We start from the raw sequence: 20300 nt of genomic DNA on the forward strand, positions 1-20300 counted from the left end.
GCCTGGTGGGTGCACACTGCAGGCATGAACACCAACCAGATTGCCCACATCGCCGGCTTGGTCGGCGAGCCCGCGCGCACGGCCATGCTGATGGCGCTGATGGACGGGCGCGCCCTCACCGCGCGCGAGCTGGCCGATGCCGGCCACATCACCGCCCAGACCGCCAGCCGGCACCTGGCCCTGCTGGTGGAGGCGGGCCTGCTGCGCCTGGAACGCCAGGGCCGCCACCGCTACCACCGCCTGGCATCGGCTGACGTGGCGCGCGTGCTTGAAGGCCTGATGCAGCTGGCCGTGCAGCAGCCGGCGCCGCAAGCAGCCGCCCGGCGCGTGGTGGTGGGCCCGCGCGATGCGGCCCTGCGTACCGCGCGCACCTGCTACGACCACATCGCGGGCCGGCTGGGCATCGCCATCACCGAGCACCTGCTCGACGAAGGGGCCATGGCCTTCGATGGCGATGCGGGCGGCCATGTGACGGCACAGGCGGCGCCCGTGCTGCAGCGCCTGGGCATCGACGCAGCCGCGCACGCCGCGGGCGGTGGCAAGCGCCCGCACTGCCGCCCTTGCCTGGACTGGAGCGAGCGGCGCATGCACGTGGCGGGCAAGCTCGGCGCCATGATCTGCAGCCACTGCCTGGCCGAGGGCTGGCTGCTGCGCCGTGCCGACAGCCGCGCGCTGGAGATCACGCCGGGCGGCGCCGTGGCGCTGCGCAACTGGCTAGGGCATGCGCGCTGGAACGCGGTGGCGAGCCCTTGAGGAGGCGGACCCCACGGGGTGGTCCGATGCGCAGCCTGTGAGACGGCTGCGGCTCACGCCAGGGCACCCGCGCAAGGGCCGCCCCGCCGCGCTGGGTGCGTCCCCCTGGGGGGAAGGCGCGAAGCGACTCAGGGGGGGGGCAAAGCCTGCGCACACGCATGGGCGCTGGCCCAGGCCCACTGGAAGTTGTAGCCGCCGAGCCAGCCGGTCACGTCCACCACCTCGCCGATGAAGTACAGGCCCGGCTGGGCCTTGCACTCCAAGGTCTGCTGCGACAGGGCGCGCGTGTCCACGCCGCCCAGGGTCACCTCGGCCTTCTTGTAGCCTTCGGTGCCGGTGGGCGTGAGCTCCCAGCGCGCCAACTGCTCGGCCAGGCGCGCCAGCGCCTTGTCCGAGGCCTCGGCAATCGGGCGCTGCCAGTCGGCCTCGCGCTGGGCCCAGGCATCGGCCAGGCGGCTTGGGACCAGGGTGGCCAGCTCGTTGGCGATGAGCTTGCGCGAGCGCGCCTTGGCCTGCGCCAGCGCCTCGGGCAGGTCCACTGTGGGGGCGAGATCAATGGCCAGGGGCGTGCCCTCCTGCCAGTAGCTCGAAATCTGCAGCACGGCCGGGCCCGACAGGCCGCGGTGCGTGAACAGCAGGTCTTCGTCGAAGGCCATGCGCGCCTTCTTGGCGCCGGTGGCGATGCGCACGGGCAGCGCCAGGCCGGCGAGCTGTGCATAGGGCGCCCAGGCCGCGCCGTCAAAGGTCAGCGGCACCAGCCCAGGGCGCTGCTCGACCAGCGGGATATCGAATTGCCGGGCCACGCGGTAGCCGAAATCGGTGGCCCCGATCTTGGGGATGGACAGGCCCCCCGTGGCGATGACCAGGCTGCGTGCCTGCACCGGGCCGCGGTCGGTCTCCACGCGGTAGCCGCTCTGGCTATCCTCCAGGGCCTCGGGCGCGATCTTCTTCACGCCGCAGGGCTGCCAATGCGTGACGCCGCCGTCCGCGCATTCGGCCAGCAGCATGGCGATCAGGTCCTCGGCCGAGCGGTCGGCAAACAGCTGGCCCTTGTGCTTTTCGTGGTGGGGAATGCCATGCCTGTCGACCAGCGCGATGAAGTCCTGCGGCGTGTAGCGCGACAGCGCCGAGCGGCAGAACTGCGGGTTCTGGCCCACGAAGTGCTTGTGCGGCGCCGAGGGGTCGAGGTCGCGGTTGGTGAAGTTGCAGCGCCCCCCGCCCGAGATGCGGATTTTTTCAGCCACCTTCTCGGCATGGTCGATGAGCAGGACCGACAGGCCGCGCTGGCCGGCCTGGGCGGCGCAGAACAGGCCGGCTGCGCCGGCGCCGATGATGATGGCGTCAAAGAAAGGAATGGTCATGGACGCCGCGGATTGTAGGACCCTCACGCACGGCCGACTGCTGGGCTTCAGTGGACTAACATGCGCCATCCATCCCGCAAGGACTGCTTCCATGACCGCGATCCGCTACGCCGCCTGCACCCTGGCCCTGGGCCTTCTGGCCCCGGCCTGGGCCATCAACAAGTGCACGGATGCCGATGGGAAGGTGTCCTTCCAGGATGCGTCCTGCCCGGGCCAGGGCGAGAAGATCGAGGTGCGCCCCGCGCTGGAGGGGGCCACGCCGATACCGTCCCCGCCCTCCACCTCCAGGGAGGGAGCGTTCGGCCCTACCTGGCAGCGCAAGAACCACCTGCGGAGCCAGGGCATTCCCCAGGCACGTGCGGCCCTGGAACGCAACCAGAAGGAATGTGGCGCGCAGTCCGCGGAGGCCGTGGCCACCGCGGGCCCGCTGCGCAGCACCCTGGCATCGGGCACCCAGTTCGCGCAGGAGCGGGCGGCCGCAGCCGGCCAGGGCAAGGCCGCCTGCGAGGCCCGCAGCGAGGAGCTGCGCAAGCAGCTGAAAGCGCTGGAAGAAGAGCTCGGCGCCCCGTAGCCCTGCGTCAGAACTCCGTGCTGACCGAGAACAGGGCGGTGCGCGGTGTGCTGCGCGCCAGGAAGCCCGTGCGCACCGAGAGCCAGTGCGACGAGTCCGCCACGTTTTCCACGGTCAGGCGGAACACGGTGGGCTTGCCGGCAAAGCGCGTGGCATAGCGCAGGCCCAGGTCGTAGCTGTCGAAGCCGGGGATGCTCTGCTGGTTGTCCACGCTGGCCATCTGGCGCGCCACCTTGGTGTACTTGCCGGTCAGGGTCAGGCCGGGCAGGGCTGCGATGTCCCATTCGCCGCCCAGCACCAGGCTGTGGTCGGGAATGCCGATGGCCTTCTTGCCGTCGTTGCTGCCGTTCAGGGTCTTGGACTGCACGGCCTTGAACATGGCCAGGCCCGCATTCAGGCGCAAGCCCTTGGCCACCTCTCCGTAGAGCGACAGCTCCAGGCCCCGGTTGCGCTGCTCGCCATCGACCACGAGAAAATTCGCGCCGTTGACATAGGACACCGGCTGGCGGATCTGGAACAGGGCGGCGCTGGCACCAAAGGAGCCGCCGTCGTACTTCAGGCCCGTTTCGATCTGCTTGCCCTTGAAGGGCGGGAACACCGTGCCGAGGTTGGCGGTCGAGGCAGGGGCCACGGGCCCCTGCGCCAGGCCTTCGGCGTAGTTGGCGTACACCGAAAAGGTGGGCGCCAGCTTGTAGCTGGCACCCAGCGAGGGTGCCGTGGCTGTCTGCTCGAAGCGGCGCTGCTCCACGCCCGCGGAGAATTCGCCGATGTCCAGCTTCTGGTAGCGCACCCCGCCGACCAGGTGCAGGCGGTCGTCCAGCAGGTGCATGGAGTCCATCACGGCCAGGCTGTCGGAGGCGCCGTCCTGGAAACGCAGCGGCACACCGCCGACGGGCAGCGCGGGCTGTGCCACGAAGACCGGGTTGTTGAAGTTGCTGGTGAACGCGCTGCCCATTTGCCGGCTCAGGCTGGCGCCATCTCCCGTGAAGCGCGAATAGCCCACCACCACCCGGTGCTTGACGGGGCCGGTGGCAAAGCGCATGCGCCAGCCCAGCTCCCCTGAGCGCGTGGACGAGCCGGTCCTGAAAATGCTGGGCTGGGCGCTGAAGTTGCCGCTGGTCGAGGTGATGCGGGGGTTGCCCGCGTTGACGTTCGACTCCTCGTAGTTCACCCCACCGAGCACGCCGAACACGGTGGAGTCGGGCGTGATGTCGAACTCCACGCGCGCAACGGCGGAGGAGCTCTTGGTGTCGCTGCGGTCCCAGGGTTGGCTGACGGCCTGCTTCGTCGCTGGCGGTGCGGGCAGGGCGAAGCCGTCGTTGAAGCGGTAGAACTGGGGGAAGCCGTCGAAGTGCCGGCGGTTCTGGGCGAGGTCCAGGCTGGCGCGCAACTTGTCACCCGCATAGTCCAGCGCGGCCGACAGATGTTCGGTGCCGACCTTCTCGTTCGGCACGCCGGTGGAGCCGCCGCCCCGGCCGGCGGCGTTGACGCGCACGCCCCATTCGTTGTCGGCGCCGAAGCGGCGCCCCACATCCAGGTGGGCGCCCGCCTGGCCGTGGGACGAACCCGACAGGGTCAATCGGGTCAGCGGAACGTCCGTGCCGCGCTTGGGCACCAGGTTGATGGTGCCGCCCGTGGTGCTGCTGCTCGGACCGATGCCGTTGAGCAGCGCGCTCGGGCCCTTGAGCACCTCGATGCGCTCGAACTGCTCCACCGCGATGCGCCGCGTGTCCACCACCGCGAAGGTCTCGTTGAACGAGATGTCCTGGCTCAGCATGGGCAGGCCGCGCAGGAAGAACACGTCCACCGCATTGCTCTCGGAGTTGGTGGAGCGCACGGCCGGGTCCACCGCCAGCACGTCGATCAGGCGCCGGGCCTGCGCGTCGCGCACCGCCTGCTCGGTGTAGCCGCTGATGGCAAAGGGCGCGTCGAGCAGCGCCGTATTGCCCAGGGCTCCCAGGCGCGCGCCCTTGGCGACCTGGCCGCCCGCGAAGGGCTGGTACACCTGGTTGGGGTCGCGCGAGCCCTCGACCGTGACGGTCGCCATGCTGCGCTCCGCCGTGCCGGGCGCGACTGCGGCCGATGCGGCAGCAGAAGGGGCAAGGCGCACGGTCAGGGTGTCGCTGCCCAGGCGTACCAGCGCCAGCCCCGAGCCGGCCAGTGCGCGTTGCGCTGCTTCTTCCAGCGCGAAGCTGCCGCGCACGGCCGGGGCGGTCTTGCCGCGCAGCAGCGCCGGGTCGGCGGTGAGGATCTTGCCACCCTGGCGGGCGATGCGGGCCAGGGTCTCGTCCAGGGCGCCGGCCGGCAGGTCCCAGTTCTGCACGGCGCCGGCCTGGGCCACCAGGGGGGCACTGGCAGCGGATGGGGTCTGGGCAAAGCTGGCGCTGCCGAGGGCTGCGCTCAGGGCCGCTACGAGCAGGCGGGGGCGAAAGGAGGGGCTGGGCATGGGGTCGGGTTCCTGTGCTGGGGTGGGACAAAGAGGGGTGACTTCCTCTTTGTCCAGCGAGCCCCGCAAAACCCCTCAATCCCCGCACACATTTTTTCAGGCACCGATGGCGTCGATCAGGGTCAGCAGGGGGCCATAGCTGGTGACGTGGATGGGCTGGGTGTCCACCAGGGCCTGCAGGGCCTGTGTGGTGTCGTTCAGCCGGAACACGCCGAAGACCCGCAGCCGCGCCGCCGCCGGGCTCACGCGCAGCAGCCCTCGGCGCCAGGCGCCCAGCGCGGCGACCACATCGCCCAGGGGTTCATCGCGCACATCCAGGATGCCTTCGGTCCAGCTGGTGCGGTGCGCCATGCGCTGGCTGGACACCTCGATGCGCTGGCCATCCAGCCATGCGGCCTGGCCCTCGTGCAGGGTGCGCTGCACGCCATCGCCGGTCTGCAGGGCCACGCCGTGCTGCAGTGCCACCACCAGGCTGCGCTCGGCCTCCTGGCGCACCAGGTAGCGGGTGCCCAGGGCCTGGGCCGTGCCATGCCGGGTCTGCACGACGAAGGGGCGGGGCAGCGCACTGGCCGCTGCGGCTTCGCTGGCCACCTGCACCAGCAGCTCGCCGGCGCGCAGCCGCACCAGGCGCCGTGCCGGGTCGAAGTGCAGGTCGGCCGCGCTGCGCGCGTTCAGGTCCAGCGTGCTGCCATCGGGCAGCACGGCGTGGCGGGTTTCGGCGGTGCCGGTGTGCACATCGGCCAGCAGCTCACCGAGCGGCTGGCTGCGGTGCACGAGGTAGCCCGCACCCACGCTGGTGGCCAGCAGCAGGGTGGAGCCGCCCAGCAGGCTTCTGCGCCGGCGCGAGACCGGGTCTGGCGCCGTGGCCAGGCTCTGGTGCACGGCGGGCATCTGGCCCGGGTGGCGCTGGCCGATGCGCTGGATCTGTTCCACGGGGCCGGCGAGCACACCCTGCACACGCTGCCAGGCGGCCGCGTGGTGTGCATCGGCTGCGAGCCAGCGCGCAAAGGCCTCACGCTCGCCCGCCGATGCGCTGCCAGAGGTCAGGCGAACCTGCCAGTCCACCGCTGCGGTGATGGCGTCTTCGGAAGGGCCGGGGGAGGTGCCGCTCATGGCGTCTCGCTGTCCGCGTCCAGCCGGCAGCAGTGCAGGTAGGCATGCTTCACATAGCGTTCCACACTGGCCAAGGACACGCCCATCTCCGCCGCGATCTGCACATGCGTGAGGCCGTCAATGCGGTGCAGCAGAAAAGCCTGCCTCACCTTCGCGGGCAGGCCCGCGAGGCGCTGGTCGATGGCCTGCAGCGCCTCGTGCAGCAGCGCCATGTCCTCCACCGATGGCAGCGTGGCCTGCGGCAGCTCGGCCAGCGCCTGCAGGTAGGCCTGCTCCAGCTCGCGCCGGCGCCAGTGGCTGAACAGCACCCGCTTGGCCAGCGTGGTCAGGAAGGCGCGCGGCTCGGCCACCTGGTCGAGCCCGCGTGCGGCGAGCACGCGCACAAAGGTGTCCTGCGCCAGATCGGCCGCCCCGTGCGGGCAGCCCATCTTGCGCTGCAGCCAGCCCACCAGCCACGCATGGTGGCTGGTGTACCAGCGGCCGGCGGTATGCGCGGGTGGTGTGTTCATCGCAGTGCAGCCATCAACCAACGGGATTGCATGAAGACCTTTGCAAATATGGACGCCGTGGGCGGTCTGGACTGTTGCATCTTGCTGCACTTGGCCCAGTTTCCCGCGGCCCGTTGAGCGCGCGCTGCCTGAAAGCCAGAACCGCCGCGCAAGGGCCGCCCCGCCGCGCTGGCGGTGTCCCCCTTCCCGAATGGCGCAGCCATTCGAGAGAAGGGGCTGAGGGCCGCGGCTCCAAGCCTGCCTGCGCAGGCTTGGACGTGCCCGAAGAGCGGCCGACTCTGGCGGACGCCCCGAGGCGCGCAGCGCCTCAGGGGGATGCTCAGAATGCAGCGCGCATCGTCAGGCTGACGTTGCGGGGGTCGCTGTAGTTGCCGTAGTCCAGGTTGGCCCAGTACTTCTTGTTCGTCACGTTGTTGACGGCCAGGGTGGCGCTGAGCTTGGGGGTGAACTTCCACGAGGCGCGCAGGCCCAGGATGGCCGTGGGCGACTGCTTCACCGTCACCGTGCCGCTCGGGTGCGGGATGTTGAAGCCCTCGACCGAGCTCTGCCAGACCAGGTTGCCGCCCACCGACAGCGGGGCCAGCGCGCCCGCGAACTGGTAGTCGGTGCCCAGCTGCAGCAGGTACTCGGGCAGGTTGGCGTAGATCAGGTCGGTGGGGGCGCGCGTGACCTTGGCGCGCGTGAGGCCTGCGCTCACGCGCCACTGGTTGGTGGCCATGCCCGCGAACTCCAGCTCGAAACCGGTGGACTTGGTGCCGTTGACCGCCACGTAGGGCAGGGTGCCGTCGGGCAGCGGCGTGGTGATGGCGCCGTCGCGCACGCCATAGTTGTCCTGCTTGGTCTGGAACACCGCGAAGTGCGCCTGGATGCGGCGGTCCAGCAGCTCGGCCTTCAGGCCCGCTTCGGCATTGCTGCCGATGACGGGCGACAGCGGCACGTTGTTGCGGTCCTTGTAGTTCTGCGGGTTGAAGATGCGCGTGTAGCTGGCGTAGGCCGACAGCGTGGGCGTGATGTCGTACACCGCGCCGATGTAGGGCGTGACCTTGCGGTTCTCGTCCTGCACCAGGCTCTTGCCGGCGTAGCTGCCGGCGGTGCCGTAGGTGTCGGTATGGCGGTGCCAGTCGGTCAGGCGCACGCCGGTGAGCAGCGACAGCGGCTCGGTCAGGCGCCAGCGGGCCGAGGCGAACAGGCCGGTCTGCTGCGTGATCTGGGTGCGCCATGCGCCGGTCTTGGAAACCGCAGGCTCGGGCGCATTGCCGTCCCAGGTGTAGATGTTGGGGATCACGTAGCTCCAGTTGGCCACGGAGCTGTAGCCGTCGGTGCGCGTGGCGATGCGCGTGGAGCTCACGCCCACCATCAGGTCGTGCTTGCGGCCGCCGAGCTCGAACTTGCCCGACAGGTAGGCATCCACCGTGTCCTGCTTTTCGCTGCCGCCGCCCACGGCCGCGTACAGCGTGGTGCCGGCGCCGGTGATGGGGTTGACGAAGGGGGCCAGCGAGGTGGTGCGGCCATAGCCGTAGGTGCGCAGGCTGAAGGTGTCGCCCTCGGTGTGGTTCAGGGCCGCCTTCACGCTCCAGTCGTCATTGAGCTGGTGCTCCAGCGTGGCATACAGCGTGCCCGAGGTGCGCTCCCAGCGCGTCCAGGGGGGCGAGAAGCTCACCGAGGTGGGCAGGTCGATGGGCGAGCCATCGGTGGCAAAGCGCGGGATCGTGCCCCAGATCGGCGCCTTGGGCACGTTGGACTGGCGCTGGTAGCCCAGCGTGGCCACGGTGGACGGGCCCAGGTCGGCCTCGATGGCGGCGAGCAGCGCGGTCTTGTCTTCGGAGTAGCGGTCGCGGAAGCTGTCCTTCTTCTGCGGCGCGATCACCAGGCGGCTGCGCACGCTGCCGTCCTTGTTCAGCGGGGCGTTGATGTCGAGCTCGCCGCGGTACAGGTTCCACGAGCCGGCGGTGAGCGCCACCGAAGCCGCGAACTCGCGCTGCGGGCGCTTGCGGACCATGTTGATGGTGGCCGAGGGCACGCCCACGCCGGTCAGGATGCCGTTGGCGCCGCGCACGATCTCGATGCGCTCGTACAGCGCGGTATCGAACTCCTGGTTGGTGCTGCTGCTGTACGAGGGCAGGCCATCGATCTGGAAGTCGGTGATCTGAAAACCGCGTGCGTAGTACAGCGGGCGCTGCGTGTCGTAGAAGCTCACGGCCACGCCGTTCACGTTGCGCAGCACGGCGTCGATGCTGGTCAGCGACTGGCGCTCGATCTGCTCACGGTTCACCGTGGTGGTGGACTGCGGCGTTTCGCGCGGGGTCAGCTGCAGGCGCGTGGAGGCGCTTTCGCGCGAGCCCGACACGGTGACGCTGTCCAGCGCCTTGGGCGCCACGATCTGGTCGGTGGAGGCCGCGGGGGCGGCATCCTGGGCCTGGACGGCGCCGCCCAGGACGGTGGCGATGGTGGCCAGCGCCAGCGGGCGCAGGCGGCAGACGGGCTGCCGGCGGGAAACAGACATGGAGCACTCCTCGAGTTTGAAAGCAGGTAACTGGCTGGCAGCGCTGCAACAACGGGAGGGAGCACGGCGTGGCTGGTTGATGGCCCAATTGTAACTTTTAAATGACAATCATTCTTAACCAAGGCCCTTGCACGCCCCTGTGAGAAGGGGGCGCGCGTTGCTTTTGCGCCTCATTTGTAACCCGGGAGGCACCCGGCGGCGGTGCGCTCAGCCCTTCCAGGTGAACGGAAACTTGAACTGCTTGATGAAGCCGTTGGGCACGTAGTCGCCCAGCACGCCGTACTTCTCGGGCCAGAGCTTGGTGCTCTTCACGGCCGTGCCGAACAGGTAGTCGAGGAAGGCGAAGTGCGCGGCGTAGTTCTTGTCCAGTGCCTCCTGGTCCTGGCTGTGGTGCCAGTGGTGGAAGTTGGGCGTGACCAGCACGTAGCGCAGCGGCCCCAGGCGCACGCTCACGTTGGCATGGTTGAACACGGCCTGGAAGCCCACGACGACGATGTAGGCGTCGATCACTTCCTTGGAGAAGCCCAGCACGTAGATGGGCGCCAGCACCAGGGTGCGGGTGATCAACAGCTCCAGGATGTGCTGGCGCGAGCCGGCCATCCAGTCCATGCTCTTCACGCTGTGGTGCACGGCATGCAGGCGCCACAGCACGGGCACCTCGTGGTAGGCGCGGTGCGTCCAGTACTGCACCAGGTCGGCCACCAGGATGATGAGGAACAGTGCCACCCAGAAATTCAGGCCCTGCACCCAGCCGCGCACGCCGTCGCTCGCGGCCCAGCCGAAGAACTTGTGCACCAGCAGGTTGGTGGCCAGCAGCACGAAGCCCACCACCATGTGGTTCACGATGAAGTGGTGGAAGTCGGTCTGCCACTCCTCGCGGAAGATGGGCTGGTCCTTGCGCAATGCGAACAGCTTCTCGATGAAGATGAAGATCAGCGAGCTGCCCAGGAGGTCGAGGATGAACCAATCGAGGCCGATGTAGGGCGTGTTGTCGGGGAAGTTCGGGTCCACCTCCACCTTGTGCCCGCCCAGGATGGCGGCCAGTGCCACGGTTGCGAAGGCAAAGGTGGCCAGCCAGCGCGAGCGGTTGAAAAGGATGTTGACCAGTGAGATGCCGCCCGCGATCGCCATGGCCGCCAGCATGATGTAGCGGATCACGGTCACGTCGTAGCTTTTGCGCAGCTGGGGCGTGGTCAGGTACTCGGGGAAGTGGAAGGCCAGCACGCCCAGGAAGCACAGAATGGCCAGCGTGAGCGCAATGACCCCCGAGACCAGCCCGCGCCCGGTGCGCAGCGCGCCATGGCTCTCGGTGAATTCATTGAGCTTGTCGATTTCGAGCATGTGTTCTTCCCCTCTGCGCCCGGATCGTGGAGTCTGCTTGCCCAGGCTTGTGTACTGCGCAGTGTAGCGGGGCCTTGTGCATCCTTGTGTAACCGCCATCGCACGTAAAATCGGGGTCCATGAACATCCCCTCGCACCAGTTGAGCATGACCGTGCTCATGTCGCCCGACATGGCCAACTTTTCCGGCAACGTCCATGGCGGCGCCATCCTGAAGCTGCTCGATCAGGTGGCCTACTCCTGCGCCAGCCGCTACTCGGCCTGCTATGTGGTCACGCTCAGCGTGGACCAGGTGATGTTCCTGCAGCCCATCCACGTGGGTGAGCTCGTGACCTTCCTGGCCAGCGTCAACTACACCGGCTCCTCGTCGATGGAGATCGGCATCAAGGTGGTGGCCGAGGACATCCGCTCGCAGGTCGTGCGGCATGTGAACAGCTGCTTCTTCACCATGGTGGCCGTGGACGAGGACCGCAAGCCCAAGCAGGTGCCCACGCTGGCCCCCTCGACCGCCGAGGAGCGCCGCCGCTGGGATGCCGCCGTGATGCGCAAGACCCTGCGCAAGGAGCTGGCGGCGCGCTTCGAGCAGGCGCGAAACGCCCCTGTCCCTGCGCCCCTCGCTGCCTGAGCCGCCAGCACACATGTGCTAACAGCCCCGGAGGCAAAGGGGCGTAGGCTAGTCCACTGACCGTGGACTATGCTTTTGCGAAGGGCTGCCCGCCATGACCGATGCCACCGCCCTGGTGCGCGCCAGCTACGAGGCCTATGTCCGCAAGGACCGCGAGGCCCTGGAGGCGCTGATCGACGAGGACTTCCATTTCTCCAGCCCGCTCGACAACCGCATCGACCGCGCCACCTACTTCGCACGCTGCTGGCCCAACAGCGAGGGCATCAGCGGCTTCCAGTTCATCCACCTGGTGGAGCTGGGCCACATCGTTTTCGTCACCTACGAGGGCACGCGCCAGGGCGGCGGGCGCTTTCGCAACACCGAGGTGGTGACCACGCGCGGCGGGCGCATCACCGAGGTGGAGGTCTACTTCGGCTGGTCGATCCCACACCCGGCCCCCGAAGGCGGCTTCACCAACCTCTGATCAGCGGTTGCGGCCTGCCAGCGACACGGCCTGCAGCGACAGGCCGTCGATCTCGTTGGTGATGCCCGAGAGCACGTTGGCCACCACCGCGAACTCGCGGCCGTGCTGGCCGGCGCGCGCGGCCATCACCTGGGCGTTGAAGCTCACCACCTTGGCTTCGCGCGCCACGGTCTGGATCGAGGCCACGATGCCCGCCAGTTCCTTCATCAATGTATCGGACTTGGCCTTGCCGATCTGGTCGAAGGCGGTGGTGGCGGTGTTCAGCGCATCGAGCGCACCATCGGTGATCTCCACCAGGCGGGCCAGCGCTTCCTCCACGCGCGGGCTTTGCCGCTCGGCCAGTTCCAGAGTGCGTTCCACCTGCTGCATGAAGGCATCGATGGTGGGGCCCACGCCAGCGGGGCCCTCGTAGGTCGTGCGGATGCGCTCGCCCATGGCCGCATCGAGGTGGCGCGGCGTATCCACCAGCCGCGCGTGGCTGTCGCTGAACAGCGCGAGCGAGCTGCGTGCGGCCTTCAGGTGCAGGTCGCTGCCCCGCGTGGCCAGCACGGTCTGCAACACCATGCGCTGCGACAGCATGCGCTGGCGCGCTGCCAGGTTGACCAGCGACATGTCGCCATCGCGTGGTGCCGTGGTGGAGGTGGGCGCGGGCAGGTTGCTGGGGCCGCTGCGGGTGGAGAGGGGATAGGCTGCCATGGTGTGATCCTGTGTGGTTGCCATCGGTTGTCGTGGTTCAACTAGCAATACCCGGGCCAGTGCATGCCCGCTTATTGCCCTTGGAGGGGGCGCATGCAGGCCGTCACGGACAGGCACGCACCCACCTTGCGAAGGGCTCGCAAGGTGTGCTGGAAGCGGGTCAGAGGAGCGGGCGCGATCAGGCGGCGCGCAGGCCCGCCGGCTGCTGCGGCAGGGCCGCTGCGGCAATGCCCTGGACCACATCGCCGACCACGATCACGGACGGGCTGGCCAGCCCTTCGCGGCCGATGGTGGCGTGCAGCTCGCCCAGTGTCGTCACGGCGTGGCGCTGGTGCGGCAGGCTGGCGTGCTGGATGATGGCCACGGGCGTGGCCGCCGGCAGGCCGGTGAGCAGTTCCTGCTCGATGGTGGCGGCACCGCTCACGCCCATGTAGATCACCAGCGTGAGCTTGGCGTCGCGCGCCGTGGCGGCGAGCTGGCGCCAGTCGGTGCCGGCATCGCCGGGCTTGGCATGGCCGGTGACGAAGACCACGCCGTGCGCATGCTCGCGGTGCGTGAGCGGTGCACCCAGCGAGGTCAGGCCCGCCAGGCCCGCGGTGATGCCGTTGATCACCGTGACCGGCACGCCGGCGGCGCGCAGGTGTTCCACCTCTTCGCCGCCACGGCCGAAGATGAAGGGGTCGCCGCCCTTGAGGCGCACCACGTTCTCGCCCTCGTTCACGGCCATGAGCATGAGCTTCTCGATGAAGGCCTGCGGCGTGCTCTTGCAGCCGCCGCGCTTGCCTACGTGCACGATGCGCGCCGTGGGCGAGGCGAAGGCCACGATGGCATCGCTCACCAGATCATCCACCAGCAGCACGGTGGCCGCCTGGATGGCCTTGAGCGCCTTGAGGGTGAGCAGTTCCGGATCGCCGGGCCCCGCGCCCACCAGGGTGCAGGAGCCACCGGTGCCCAGGTGCGGGCGCTGGTTCTGGGGCGAGGTCTCGAAGGGGGTCGTGGGGCGGGTCATGGCTGTGTCTCCGGCATTCCGGCGGTCGCTGTTTGAGCAGTGATGTGCAAGATATGTTCCACCTGCCGCACAAGGGCCGGCGGCACGGGCAATTGCCCGGCGAGCACGCGCCGGGTGTAGTCGGCCGTGGTGGCCACATCGATCTCGGCGGGCAGGCCGGGCACCTCGCTCGCGGTGCCGGCTTCCTGCTCCTGCAGCACATGGTGCACGCCGCCGATGAAGGCGTCGTAACGGGGCGTGCGGCGCGGGTCGGCCGCGACCTCGCCCTCCAGCCCGCGCGAGAGCAGGGCGTTCATGCCCAGGGCGGCGAAGCTGCCGTGCAGCATCTCCAGGTATTCGGGGTGGGTGTAGCTGGTGACCACCACCGCGCTGCCGGCGCAGGGGTTCATGAGCTTGACGGCGCTGTGCCCGGCATTGCGCAGGCCCACGGTCTGGCGCACGGCCAGCAGGCGGGCCAGGCCCGGGTGCAGCCGTTCGGTGTGGATATGGGCCACTTCGCCCGCGGCCACCTTGCGCGGGGCCGTGAGCGCGGGGATGTCCAGGGCCTCCAGCACGTCGGAGGCCAGGATGCGCCGTGCCTCGGTGCGCATGCCGTGCAGCAGCACAGGCTGGCCCGCGCGCGCCAGCAGCAAGGCCAGCAGCGGGGTGAGCACGGGCAGCTTGCGTGCACCGTTGTAGCTGGGCAGCACCACCAGCGGGCGGTCGCTCGCGGGCAGCAGGGCCATGCGGGCCTGCGTGGCGTCGAGGAAGCCGCACATCTCCGCGGTCGTCTCGCCCTTGATGCGCATGGCCAGGCAGAAGGCGCCGATCTCCAGGTCGGTCACTGTGCCGTCCAGCACCTGGCCGAACAGGTCCATGGCCTGCTCGCGCGTGAGGGGCTTGGCACCGCGCGGGCCGCGGCCGATTTCCTTGATGTACTGGCTGATGCCCATGGTGGCTGGTGGCTCTTTGGAGTGGGGTTGGGTATTTTCTCGCAAGCCAGCGAACTTTTGGTTATATGGTGGCGATGGCAATGGTCGCTGCCTTGGGCGCCAGGGGGCCGGTGGCGCGCACCATGCGCTTGAGCTCGGGCAGGCAGGAGCCGCAGTTGGTGCCGCAGCGCAGCGCACCCTGCAACTGGGCCAGGCGCTCGTCGTCGGTGCCGTGGCACTGCGCCAGCCTGCCGGTGATGGCCGCGTCGGTGACGTTGAAGCAGGTGCACACGGTCTTGCCACGCGACTGCACCGCGACCGGCGCCTTGGCACTGGGCACGAGCAGCAGGCGGCCGTAGGTCTGCGCGGGCAGTTCTTCCTGCAGCAGGGTCTTGATCCAGCCCTGGGCGCTGGTGTCGCCCGCCAGCACGATGGCTTCGAGCGTCGTGGCGCCATCGCCGCGCTTTGCCAGGCGTGCCGCACGGCGCTGGCCGCGCTTCCTGTCGGCATAGCGCAGCGTGTCGCTGCCGGCCAGGCCCAGCAGGGTCTCGATGCGCTCGATCAGGGCATCGGGCGGTGCCTCGTGTGCGGCTGCGCGCAGCAGCACGCCGGTGCGCTCGCGGCCCGGTTCCGACAGCGGTGTGTTGTTGCTGAAGGGCACGCAGCTCGCAAAGGGAAAGGCCTCCATCAGCTCCGCCAGGGCCGTGCGCGCCGCCAGGGCGCTGTCGGCCGGCAGCCAGGCCAGGGCCAGCAGCGTCCAGGGCATCTCGGCCTTGAGGATCTTCACGGCCGCGTGCTTGAGCTCGGGCTGCTTGGACGTGGGGCAGTAGGCCGAGGTGGTCAGTGCATTCACGCCCGACAGGCGCCCCCCCGTGGACGACTGGCCCGAGAGGTATTCGCTGCCCCAGTGCATGGCCATGAAGGCCTGCGAGCGCCCGATGGTGGTGTCGGCCTGCACCGGCACGACGATGGAGCCGCGCTTGCTGGTGACATGCACCAGGTCGCCGCCCTGCAGCTGGCGCTGCGCCATGTCGTCCGGGTGCATCTGCACCGAGGGCTCGGCCACATGGCCGAACAGCCGCCCCAGTGTGCCGGTGCGGCTCATGCCATGCCACTGGTCGCGCAGGCGGCCGGTGGTCAGGGCAAAGGGGTAGCGCGACTCGCGCGGCTCGGCCACGGGCTGCCAGGCGTGCGCCGCAAAGCGCGCACGGCCGTCGGCCGTGGGGTAGATGCCGTCTTCGTACAGGCGGACCTTGCCGGTGCTTGCGCCCTCGGGCAGCGGCCATTGCTGCGGGCCATTGGCTTCGAGCAGGGTCCACGACAGGCCGGTGATGTCCAGGTCGCGGTCGCGTGTGCTCTCGCGGTGCTCGTTCCACACGGCCTCGGCGCCGGCATCGGCGTCCTCGGTGCTGTAGGGGAACAGGCTGGGGGCGCCGGGGCGCAGGTGCGCCTCCAGTTGGTGCGCGAACTGCACCGCAATGGCCCAGTCGTGGCGCGTCTGCCCGGGGGCGGGCACGGCGCTGCGCACACGCGAGATGCGGCGCTCGCTGTTGGTCACGGTGCCGACCTTCTCGCCCCAGGTGGTGGCGGGCAGCAGCAGGTCGGCGTACTGCGCGGTGGCGGTGGTGGCAAAGGCCTCCTGTACGACCACGAACTCGGCACGCTCCAGCGCGCGGCGCACGGTGGCCTGGTCGGGCATGCTTTGCGCGGGGTTGGTGCAGGCGATCCACAGCGCGCGGATCTCGCCATCGGCCGCGGCCTGGAACATCTCCACCGCCGTCTTGCCGGGGCGGGCCGGCACATCGGCCACGCCCCACAGGGCGGCCACCTCGGCGCGGTGCGCGGGGTTGGCGAGGTCGCGGTGCGCGCTCAGCAGGTTGGCCAGGCCGCCCACCTCGCGCCCGCCCATGGCATTGGGCTGGCCGGTCAGCGAGAACGGGCCTGCGCCCGGCTTGCCGATCTGCGCTGTGGCCAGGTGCAGGTTGATCAGCGCGGCGTTCTTGGCCGTGCCGCTCGAACTCTGGTTCAGGCCCTGGCAGTACAGGCTGAGCGTGGCTTTGGAGGTGGCAAACCACTGCGCCGCCGTGGCCAGATCGGCCGCGGGGATGCCGCACACCGCGCTCACGCGCTCGGGCGTGCAGTCGGCCACCAAGGCCTTGAGGGCCTCGAAGCCGGTGGTGTGGGCGCCGATGTAGTCGGCATCGACCCAGCCCTCGCGCAGCATGAGGTGCAGCATGCCGTTGAACAGCATCACGTCGCTGCCCGGCTCGATGGGCAGGAACAGGTCGGCCATGCCCGCGGTGTCGGTGCGGCGCGGGTCGGCGACGATGACCTTCATGCCCGGGTTGGCGGCGCGCGCGTCTTCGATGCGGCGGAACAGGATGGGGTGCGCCCAGGCCGCATTGCTGCCCACGAAGAACAGGCACTGCGCGTGCTTCACGTCGTCGTAGCAGGCGGGCGGCGCGTCGGCCCCCAGCGTGGCCTTGTAGCCGGCCACGGCGCTGCTCATGCACAGGCGCGAGTTGGTGTCGATGTTGTTGGTGCCGATCAGGCCCTTGGCCAGCTTGTTGAAGATGTAGTAGTCCTCGGTGAGCAACTGGCCGCTCACATAGAAGCCGACCGCATCGGGGCCGTGCTGTGCAATGGTGCCAGCGAACCGCTGGGCTGCCATGCCCAGCGCGGCGTCCCAGGCGATGGGCTGGGCCGCGGCACCGCGCTGGCTGCGGTGCAGGGGGTGGAGCAGGCGGGTTTGCTGCGTGACGGGGCTCGCAGCCGTGAGGTGCAGGGTGGAGCCCTTGGTGCACAGGCGGCCGAAGTTGGCGGGGTGGGTGGGGTCGCCGCGCACGCCGGTGATCTGCGGGCCTTGGGATTCGATGATCACGCCGCAGCCTACGCCGCAGTAGGGGCAGGTGGATTTGGTTTCTGTCATTTTCATTTCGTGGTTGCGGCGTGCTGGTTCTTGGGGGCGGAGGCCGGGGTGTGCGCCCGGCGGCGCACCTACTTTCTTTTGCTTCGCCAAAAGAAAGTGGGCAAAGAAAAGGCGACCCTGCTGTCCGTGTCCCCTGCGCTGCGCTCCGGGGCAACCTGCGATGCTCGAAGCAGGGGTGCACCGAAGAACTCCCTGCGCTCCCTCTTCGAGGGAGCTCCGGTCAAACAGCTTCGGCGAGTCAGATGACGAAGCGCGTGTGTCCTGCGGCACACGCGCCACCCCAGCTTCTGCGCTTCTCGGCACGTCCAGAAGGGATTGGGGGCCCCACACGGGCCATCGCTTTGCTCGGCCCCGTTGGCCTCGCTGCGCATCGGCCCGTCGGCAGCGCGCAGCGCGTGACCGACACCCGGCGCAGCTGCGAAGCAGCAGACGTGTGGAGCCCGCTCCCCACCCCTTCTGACCGTGCCGAGAAGCGCAGGGCCTGGGGTGAGCGCGTGCCGAAGGACACGCGCAGCGTTGTCTGACTCACCGCGGATGTTTGAGCGGAGTTCACCCGCAGGGGGAACGCAGCGAGTTCCGCGGTGCACCCCAGGACCGAGCATCGCAGGCTGCCCGTAGCGAAGCGAAGGGACACGGGCAGCGGGGTCGCCTTTTCTTTGCCTTCTTTCTTTTGGCGACGCAAAAGAAAGAAGGTGCGCCGCCGGGCGCACATCCCGGCCCCCGCCCTCAGCAAAGTAACTGAAGCAACCAAGCACAACGACCTCAACCTGCCAGAGCAGCATAGAGACCAGTCACCCGATCCATGCTCGACAACAAATTCTCACTCGCCACAAACACCTCCGACACCTGCCGCGCCGTGCTGCCCGCCACCCCGCCGGCCTGCATCCGCTGCAGCGCCGCATCGAAGAACACCCACTGCCCATCCGCCAGCAGCAATTCCTGCCGGATCCGGTCATTGGCCTCGGGCGCCTTGCGCAGCACCTCGGTCGCCGCAATGAATTCGGTGCGCGCCTTGGCAATCTCCGCCGCGGCAACCGCCGCGTCCACCGGCAACTGCGCGGCCAGGTAAAACTTGGCCATGCGCTGGCTCAGCATGCGCTGGCGGCCGGCCACGTTGACCAGGTGACCCACGGGCTTGCCCGAGGCCGACTCGTACTGCACCGTGCCCTGGTGGGCCAGGGCCAGCACCTTGGCGTCGGCCTGCAGCATCGCGGTGGCGCCGGCCAGGGCGGGTGTGCCGGTGAGCAGCGTGGCCTTGTGCGCGGACCAGGCGGCATCGAGCTGGCCGTAGGTGTCGCGGATCGTCGGGTTGGGGGCATAGGCCTTGAGCTCGGCGAGCTGGCGCTCGAACAGGGCCACGGACTGCTCCAGCACCTGGCGCGCGGCGGGCTCCTGCACCTTGTGCGCCAGGGCCAGCCAGGCCTTGCCCATGCGCTGGCTCAGCATGCGCTGGCGCCCGGCCTTGTTGATGGCATCGTTGAGGTTGGCCACCTGGGCATGGGCCTGGCGCGCGGCCACCAGGCCCAGGGCACCGGCCACGGTGGCGGCGGTTGCGGTCACCAGCAGGGTCCGGCGTTGCAGGGCCGGCAAGGCCGTGGCCATCGGGGTGTTGTGCTGCTTGTTCATGGGGCCCTCCTTGGTTGTTCGTCGTGTTGCCGAGCTGCTCATTCCGTGGCGGCCGGGCCGAACATCAGCTGGTCGCGGATCTCGTCCACCGTGCGGCCTTCGCGCAGCAGCTCGAAGTACCAGCTGCCGTCCACCGTGTCGCCATAGAGGCAGGCGCCCACGAGCTTGTCGTCCTTGATCACCAGCTTCTTGTACGAGCCGGTCACCGGGTCGCTCATGACGATCTCCTCGGTGCCCTCGCCGCCCTGGAAATCCCCGGCGCTGAACAGGTCGATGCCCGTCACCTTGAGCTTGGTGGAGGTGAGCGAGCCCTGGTAGCGGTCGATGCCCATCTCGGCCAGGTGGTTGGCCAGCACCTTGCCCTGCTCGAACAGCGGCGCCACCAGGCCATAGGCGATGCCGCGGTGCGCGGCGCACTCGCCCACCGCGTAGATGCGCGCGTCGGTGATGGTCTGCAGCGTGTCGCTGACCACGATGCCCCGGTTCACGTGCAGGCGCATCTTCTCGGCCAGCGCCGTGTTGGGGCGTATGCCCACGGCCATCACCACCAGGTCGGCCGGCACTTCGCTGCCGTCCTTGAACTTCACCGCGGTCACGCGGCCCTCGGGCCCGCCCACCAGCTCCGCGGTCTGGGCATTGAGCAGGAACTGCATGCCGCGCTCCTGCAGCGACTGCTGCAGCATGCCGCCCGCCACCTCGTCGAGCTGGCGCTCCATGAGCGTGTTGCCCACATGCACCACGCTCACCTGCATGCCGCGCTTGACCAGGCCGTTGGCCACTTCCAGGCCCAGCAGGCCGCCGCCGATGACCACGGCATGGCGGTAGGTGGCCGCAGCGGCGATCATGGCCTCGGTGTCGGCGATGTCGCGGTAGGCCAGCACGCCGTCGAGGTCCTTGCCTGGCACGGGCAGGATGAAGGGGTTGGAGCCCGTGGCCAGGATCAGGCGGTCGTACTCGGTGCTGATGGTCTCGCCGGTGGCGCTGGTGGCGTGCACGATGCGGCGCACGCGGTCCACCTCGGTCACGGTGAAGCCCGCATGCAGCGTGATCTGGTGCTCTTCGTACCAGGACCAGTCGTTGAGGATGATCTCGTCGATGGTCTGCTCGCCTGCGAGCACCGGCGACAGCAGGATGCGGTTGTAGTTGGGGTGCGGCTCGGCGCCGAACACCGTGATGTCGTAGAGGTCGGGGGCGATCTTGAGCAGCTCTTCCAGCGTGCGCACGCCGGCCATGCCGTTGCCCACCATCACCAGCCTGGATTTTTTCATCGCAGCCCCCCACAGCACCTGTCAAAAACACAAACAAACAAAAAAGGCGTCCACACCGTGCTGCACCGAGAAAACCGCTCGATACCGCAGGTGGGGACGCCTTCGTCCTTGCAGGCCGGGGTGCGCCATTGCACCGGGGGCCCGCGGGGCCCTTGCGGGCCGTGCCTGCAAATAAGCA

15 protein-coding genes and 1 pseudogene are annotated in these 20300 nt (G+C 69.2%); 4 read left to right on the top strand and 12 right to left on the bottom strand.

Features of this window, described 5'->3' with window-relative positions:
- Positions 1–24 precede the first annotated feature (24 nt).
- Positions 25–753, top strand: coding sequence for a helix-turn-helix transcriptional regulator (locus tag HNP48_RS32930; protein WP_184865419.1), 729 nt, complete (start codon positions 25–27; stop codon positions 751–753).
- Between the two features lie 128 nt (positions 754–881).
- Here the strand turns inward: HNP48_RS32930 and HNP48_RS32935 are convergent, their stop codons facing one another.
- Positions 882–2114 (bottom strand): NAD(P)/FAD-dependent oxidoreductase, encoded by a 1233-nt coding sequence (locus tag HNP48_RS32935; protein ID WP_184865421.1) that lies wholly within the window; start codon positions 2112–2114, stop codon positions 882–884.
- Positions 2115–2205: 91 nt separating this feature from the next.
- Between HNP48_RS32935 and HNP48_RS32940 the strand changes: the two genes are divergently transcribed.
- Positions 2206–2685 carry a DUF4124 domain-containing protein gene (locus HNP48_RS32940; RefSeq protein WP_184865423.1) on the top strand — a complete coding sequence of 160 codons (480 nt, stop codon included), beginning with the start codon at positions 2206–2208 and terminating at the stop codon, positions 2683–2685.
- Between the two features lie 7 nt (positions 2686–2692).
- On the opposite strand, the gene HNP48_RS32945 is transcribed toward HNP48_RS32940, so the two are convergent.
- The 5 genes from HNP48_RS32945 to HNP48_RS32965 form a co-directional block, all read right to left on the bottom strand.
- Positions 2693–5131 carry a TonB-dependent receptor gene (locus tag HNP48_RS32945; RefSeq protein WP_184865425.1) on the bottom strand — a complete coding sequence of 813 codons (2439 nt, stop codon included), beginning with the start codon at positions 5129–5131 and terminating at the stop codon, positions 2693–2695.
- A 96-nt stretch (positions 5132–5227) separates the two neighbouring features.
- Entirely contained in the window at positions 5228–6244 is a 1017-nt protein-coding gene (locus tag HNP48_RS32950) for a FecR domain-containing protein (RefSeq protein WP_184865427.1), read from the bottom strand.
- Positions 6241–6753, bottom strand: coding sequence for a sigma-70 family RNA polymerase sigma factor (locus HNP48_RS32955; RefSeq protein ID WP_184865429.1), 513 nt, complete (start codon positions 6751–6753; stop codon positions 6241–6243). Before HNP48_RS32955 ends, HNP48_RS32950 begins: the two co-directional genes overlap by 4 nt.
- Positions 6754–7072: 319 nt before the next feature.
- Positions 7073–9256, bottom strand: coding sequence for a TonB-dependent siderophore receptor (locus HNP48_RS32960; RefSeq protein ID WP_184865431.1), 2184 nt, complete (start codon positions 9254–9256; stop codon positions 7073–7075).
- A gap of 207 nt (positions 9257–9463) precedes the next feature.
- The gene (locus HNP48_RS32965) at positions 9464–10597 is read right to left on the bottom strand and encodes a sterol desaturase family protein (protein ID WP_184865433.1); all 1134 of its coding nucleotides are present in this window, start codon (positions 10595–10597) and stop codon (positions 9464–9466) included.
- Between the two features lie 119 nt (positions 10598–10716).
- Between HNP48_RS32965 and HNP48_RS32970 the strand changes: the two genes are divergently transcribed.
- Positions 10717–11220, top strand: a complete 504-nt coding sequence (locus tag HNP48_RS32970; RefSeq protein ID WP_184865435.1) for an acyl-CoA thioesterase — start codon at positions 10717–10719, stop codon at positions 11218–11220.
- Between the two features lie 94 nt (positions 11221–11314).
- Entirely contained in the window at positions 11315–11683 is a 369-nt protein-coding gene (locus HNP48_RS32975) for a nuclear transport factor 2 family protein (protein WP_184865437.1), read from the top strand.
- Here HNP48_RS32975 and HNP48_RS32980 read toward each other — a convergent pair whose 3' ends face one another.
- The 6 genes and pseudogenes from HNP48_RS32980 to HNP48_RS33005 form a co-directional block, all read right to left on the bottom strand.
- Positions 11684–12379 (bottom strand): type IV pili methyl-accepting chemotaxis transducer N-terminal domain-containing protein, encoded by a 696-nt coding sequence (locus tag HNP48_RS32980; protein WP_184865439.1) that lies wholly within the window; start codon positions 12377–12379, stop codon positions 11684–11686.
- A 178-nt stretch (positions 12380–12557) separates the two neighbouring features.
- The gene (gene cobA / locus HNP48_RS32985; RefSeq protein WP_184865441.1) at positions 12558–13388 is read right to left on the bottom strand and encodes a uroporphyrinogen-III C-methyltransferase; all 831 of its coding nucleotides are present in this window, start codon (positions 13386–13388) and stop codon (positions 12558–12560) included.
- Positions 13385–14320 carry a DNA-binding protein YbiB gene (gene ybiB / locus HNP48_RS32990; protein WP_184865443.1) on the bottom strand — a complete coding sequence of 312 codons (936 nt, stop codon included), beginning with the start codon at positions 14318–14320 and terminating at the stop codon, positions 13385–13387. Before ybiB ends, cobA begins: the two co-directional genes overlap by 4 nt.
- Positions 14321–14381: 61 nt before the next feature.
- A complete protein-coding gene (locus tag HNP48_RS32995; RefSeq protein ID WP_184865445.1) occupies positions 14382–17228 on the bottom strand; it encodes a nitrate reductase in 2847 nt (948 codons plus the stop codon).
- Positions 17229–17990: 762 nt separating this feature from the next.
- Positions 17991–18854 carry a type IV pili methyl-accepting chemotaxis transducer N-terminal domain-containing protein gene (locus tag HNP48_RS33000; protein ID WP_260420476.1) on the bottom strand — a complete coding sequence of 288 codons (864 nt, stop codon included), beginning with the start codon at positions 18852–18854 and terminating at the stop codon, positions 17991–17993.
- A gap of 56 nt (positions 18855–18910) precedes the next feature.
- Positions 18911–20122 (bottom strand): annotated as a pseudogene (locus HNP48_RS33005) (NAD(P)/FAD-dependent oxidoreductase); the annotation flags it as partial.
- Between the last annotated feature and the right edge of the window lie 178 nt (positions 20123–20300).

This window comes from Acidovorax soli (assembly GCF_014207955.1).
Lineage (GTDB): Bacteria > Pseudomonadota > Gammaproteobacteria > Burkholderiales > Burkholderiaceae_C > Acidovorax > Acidovorax soli_A.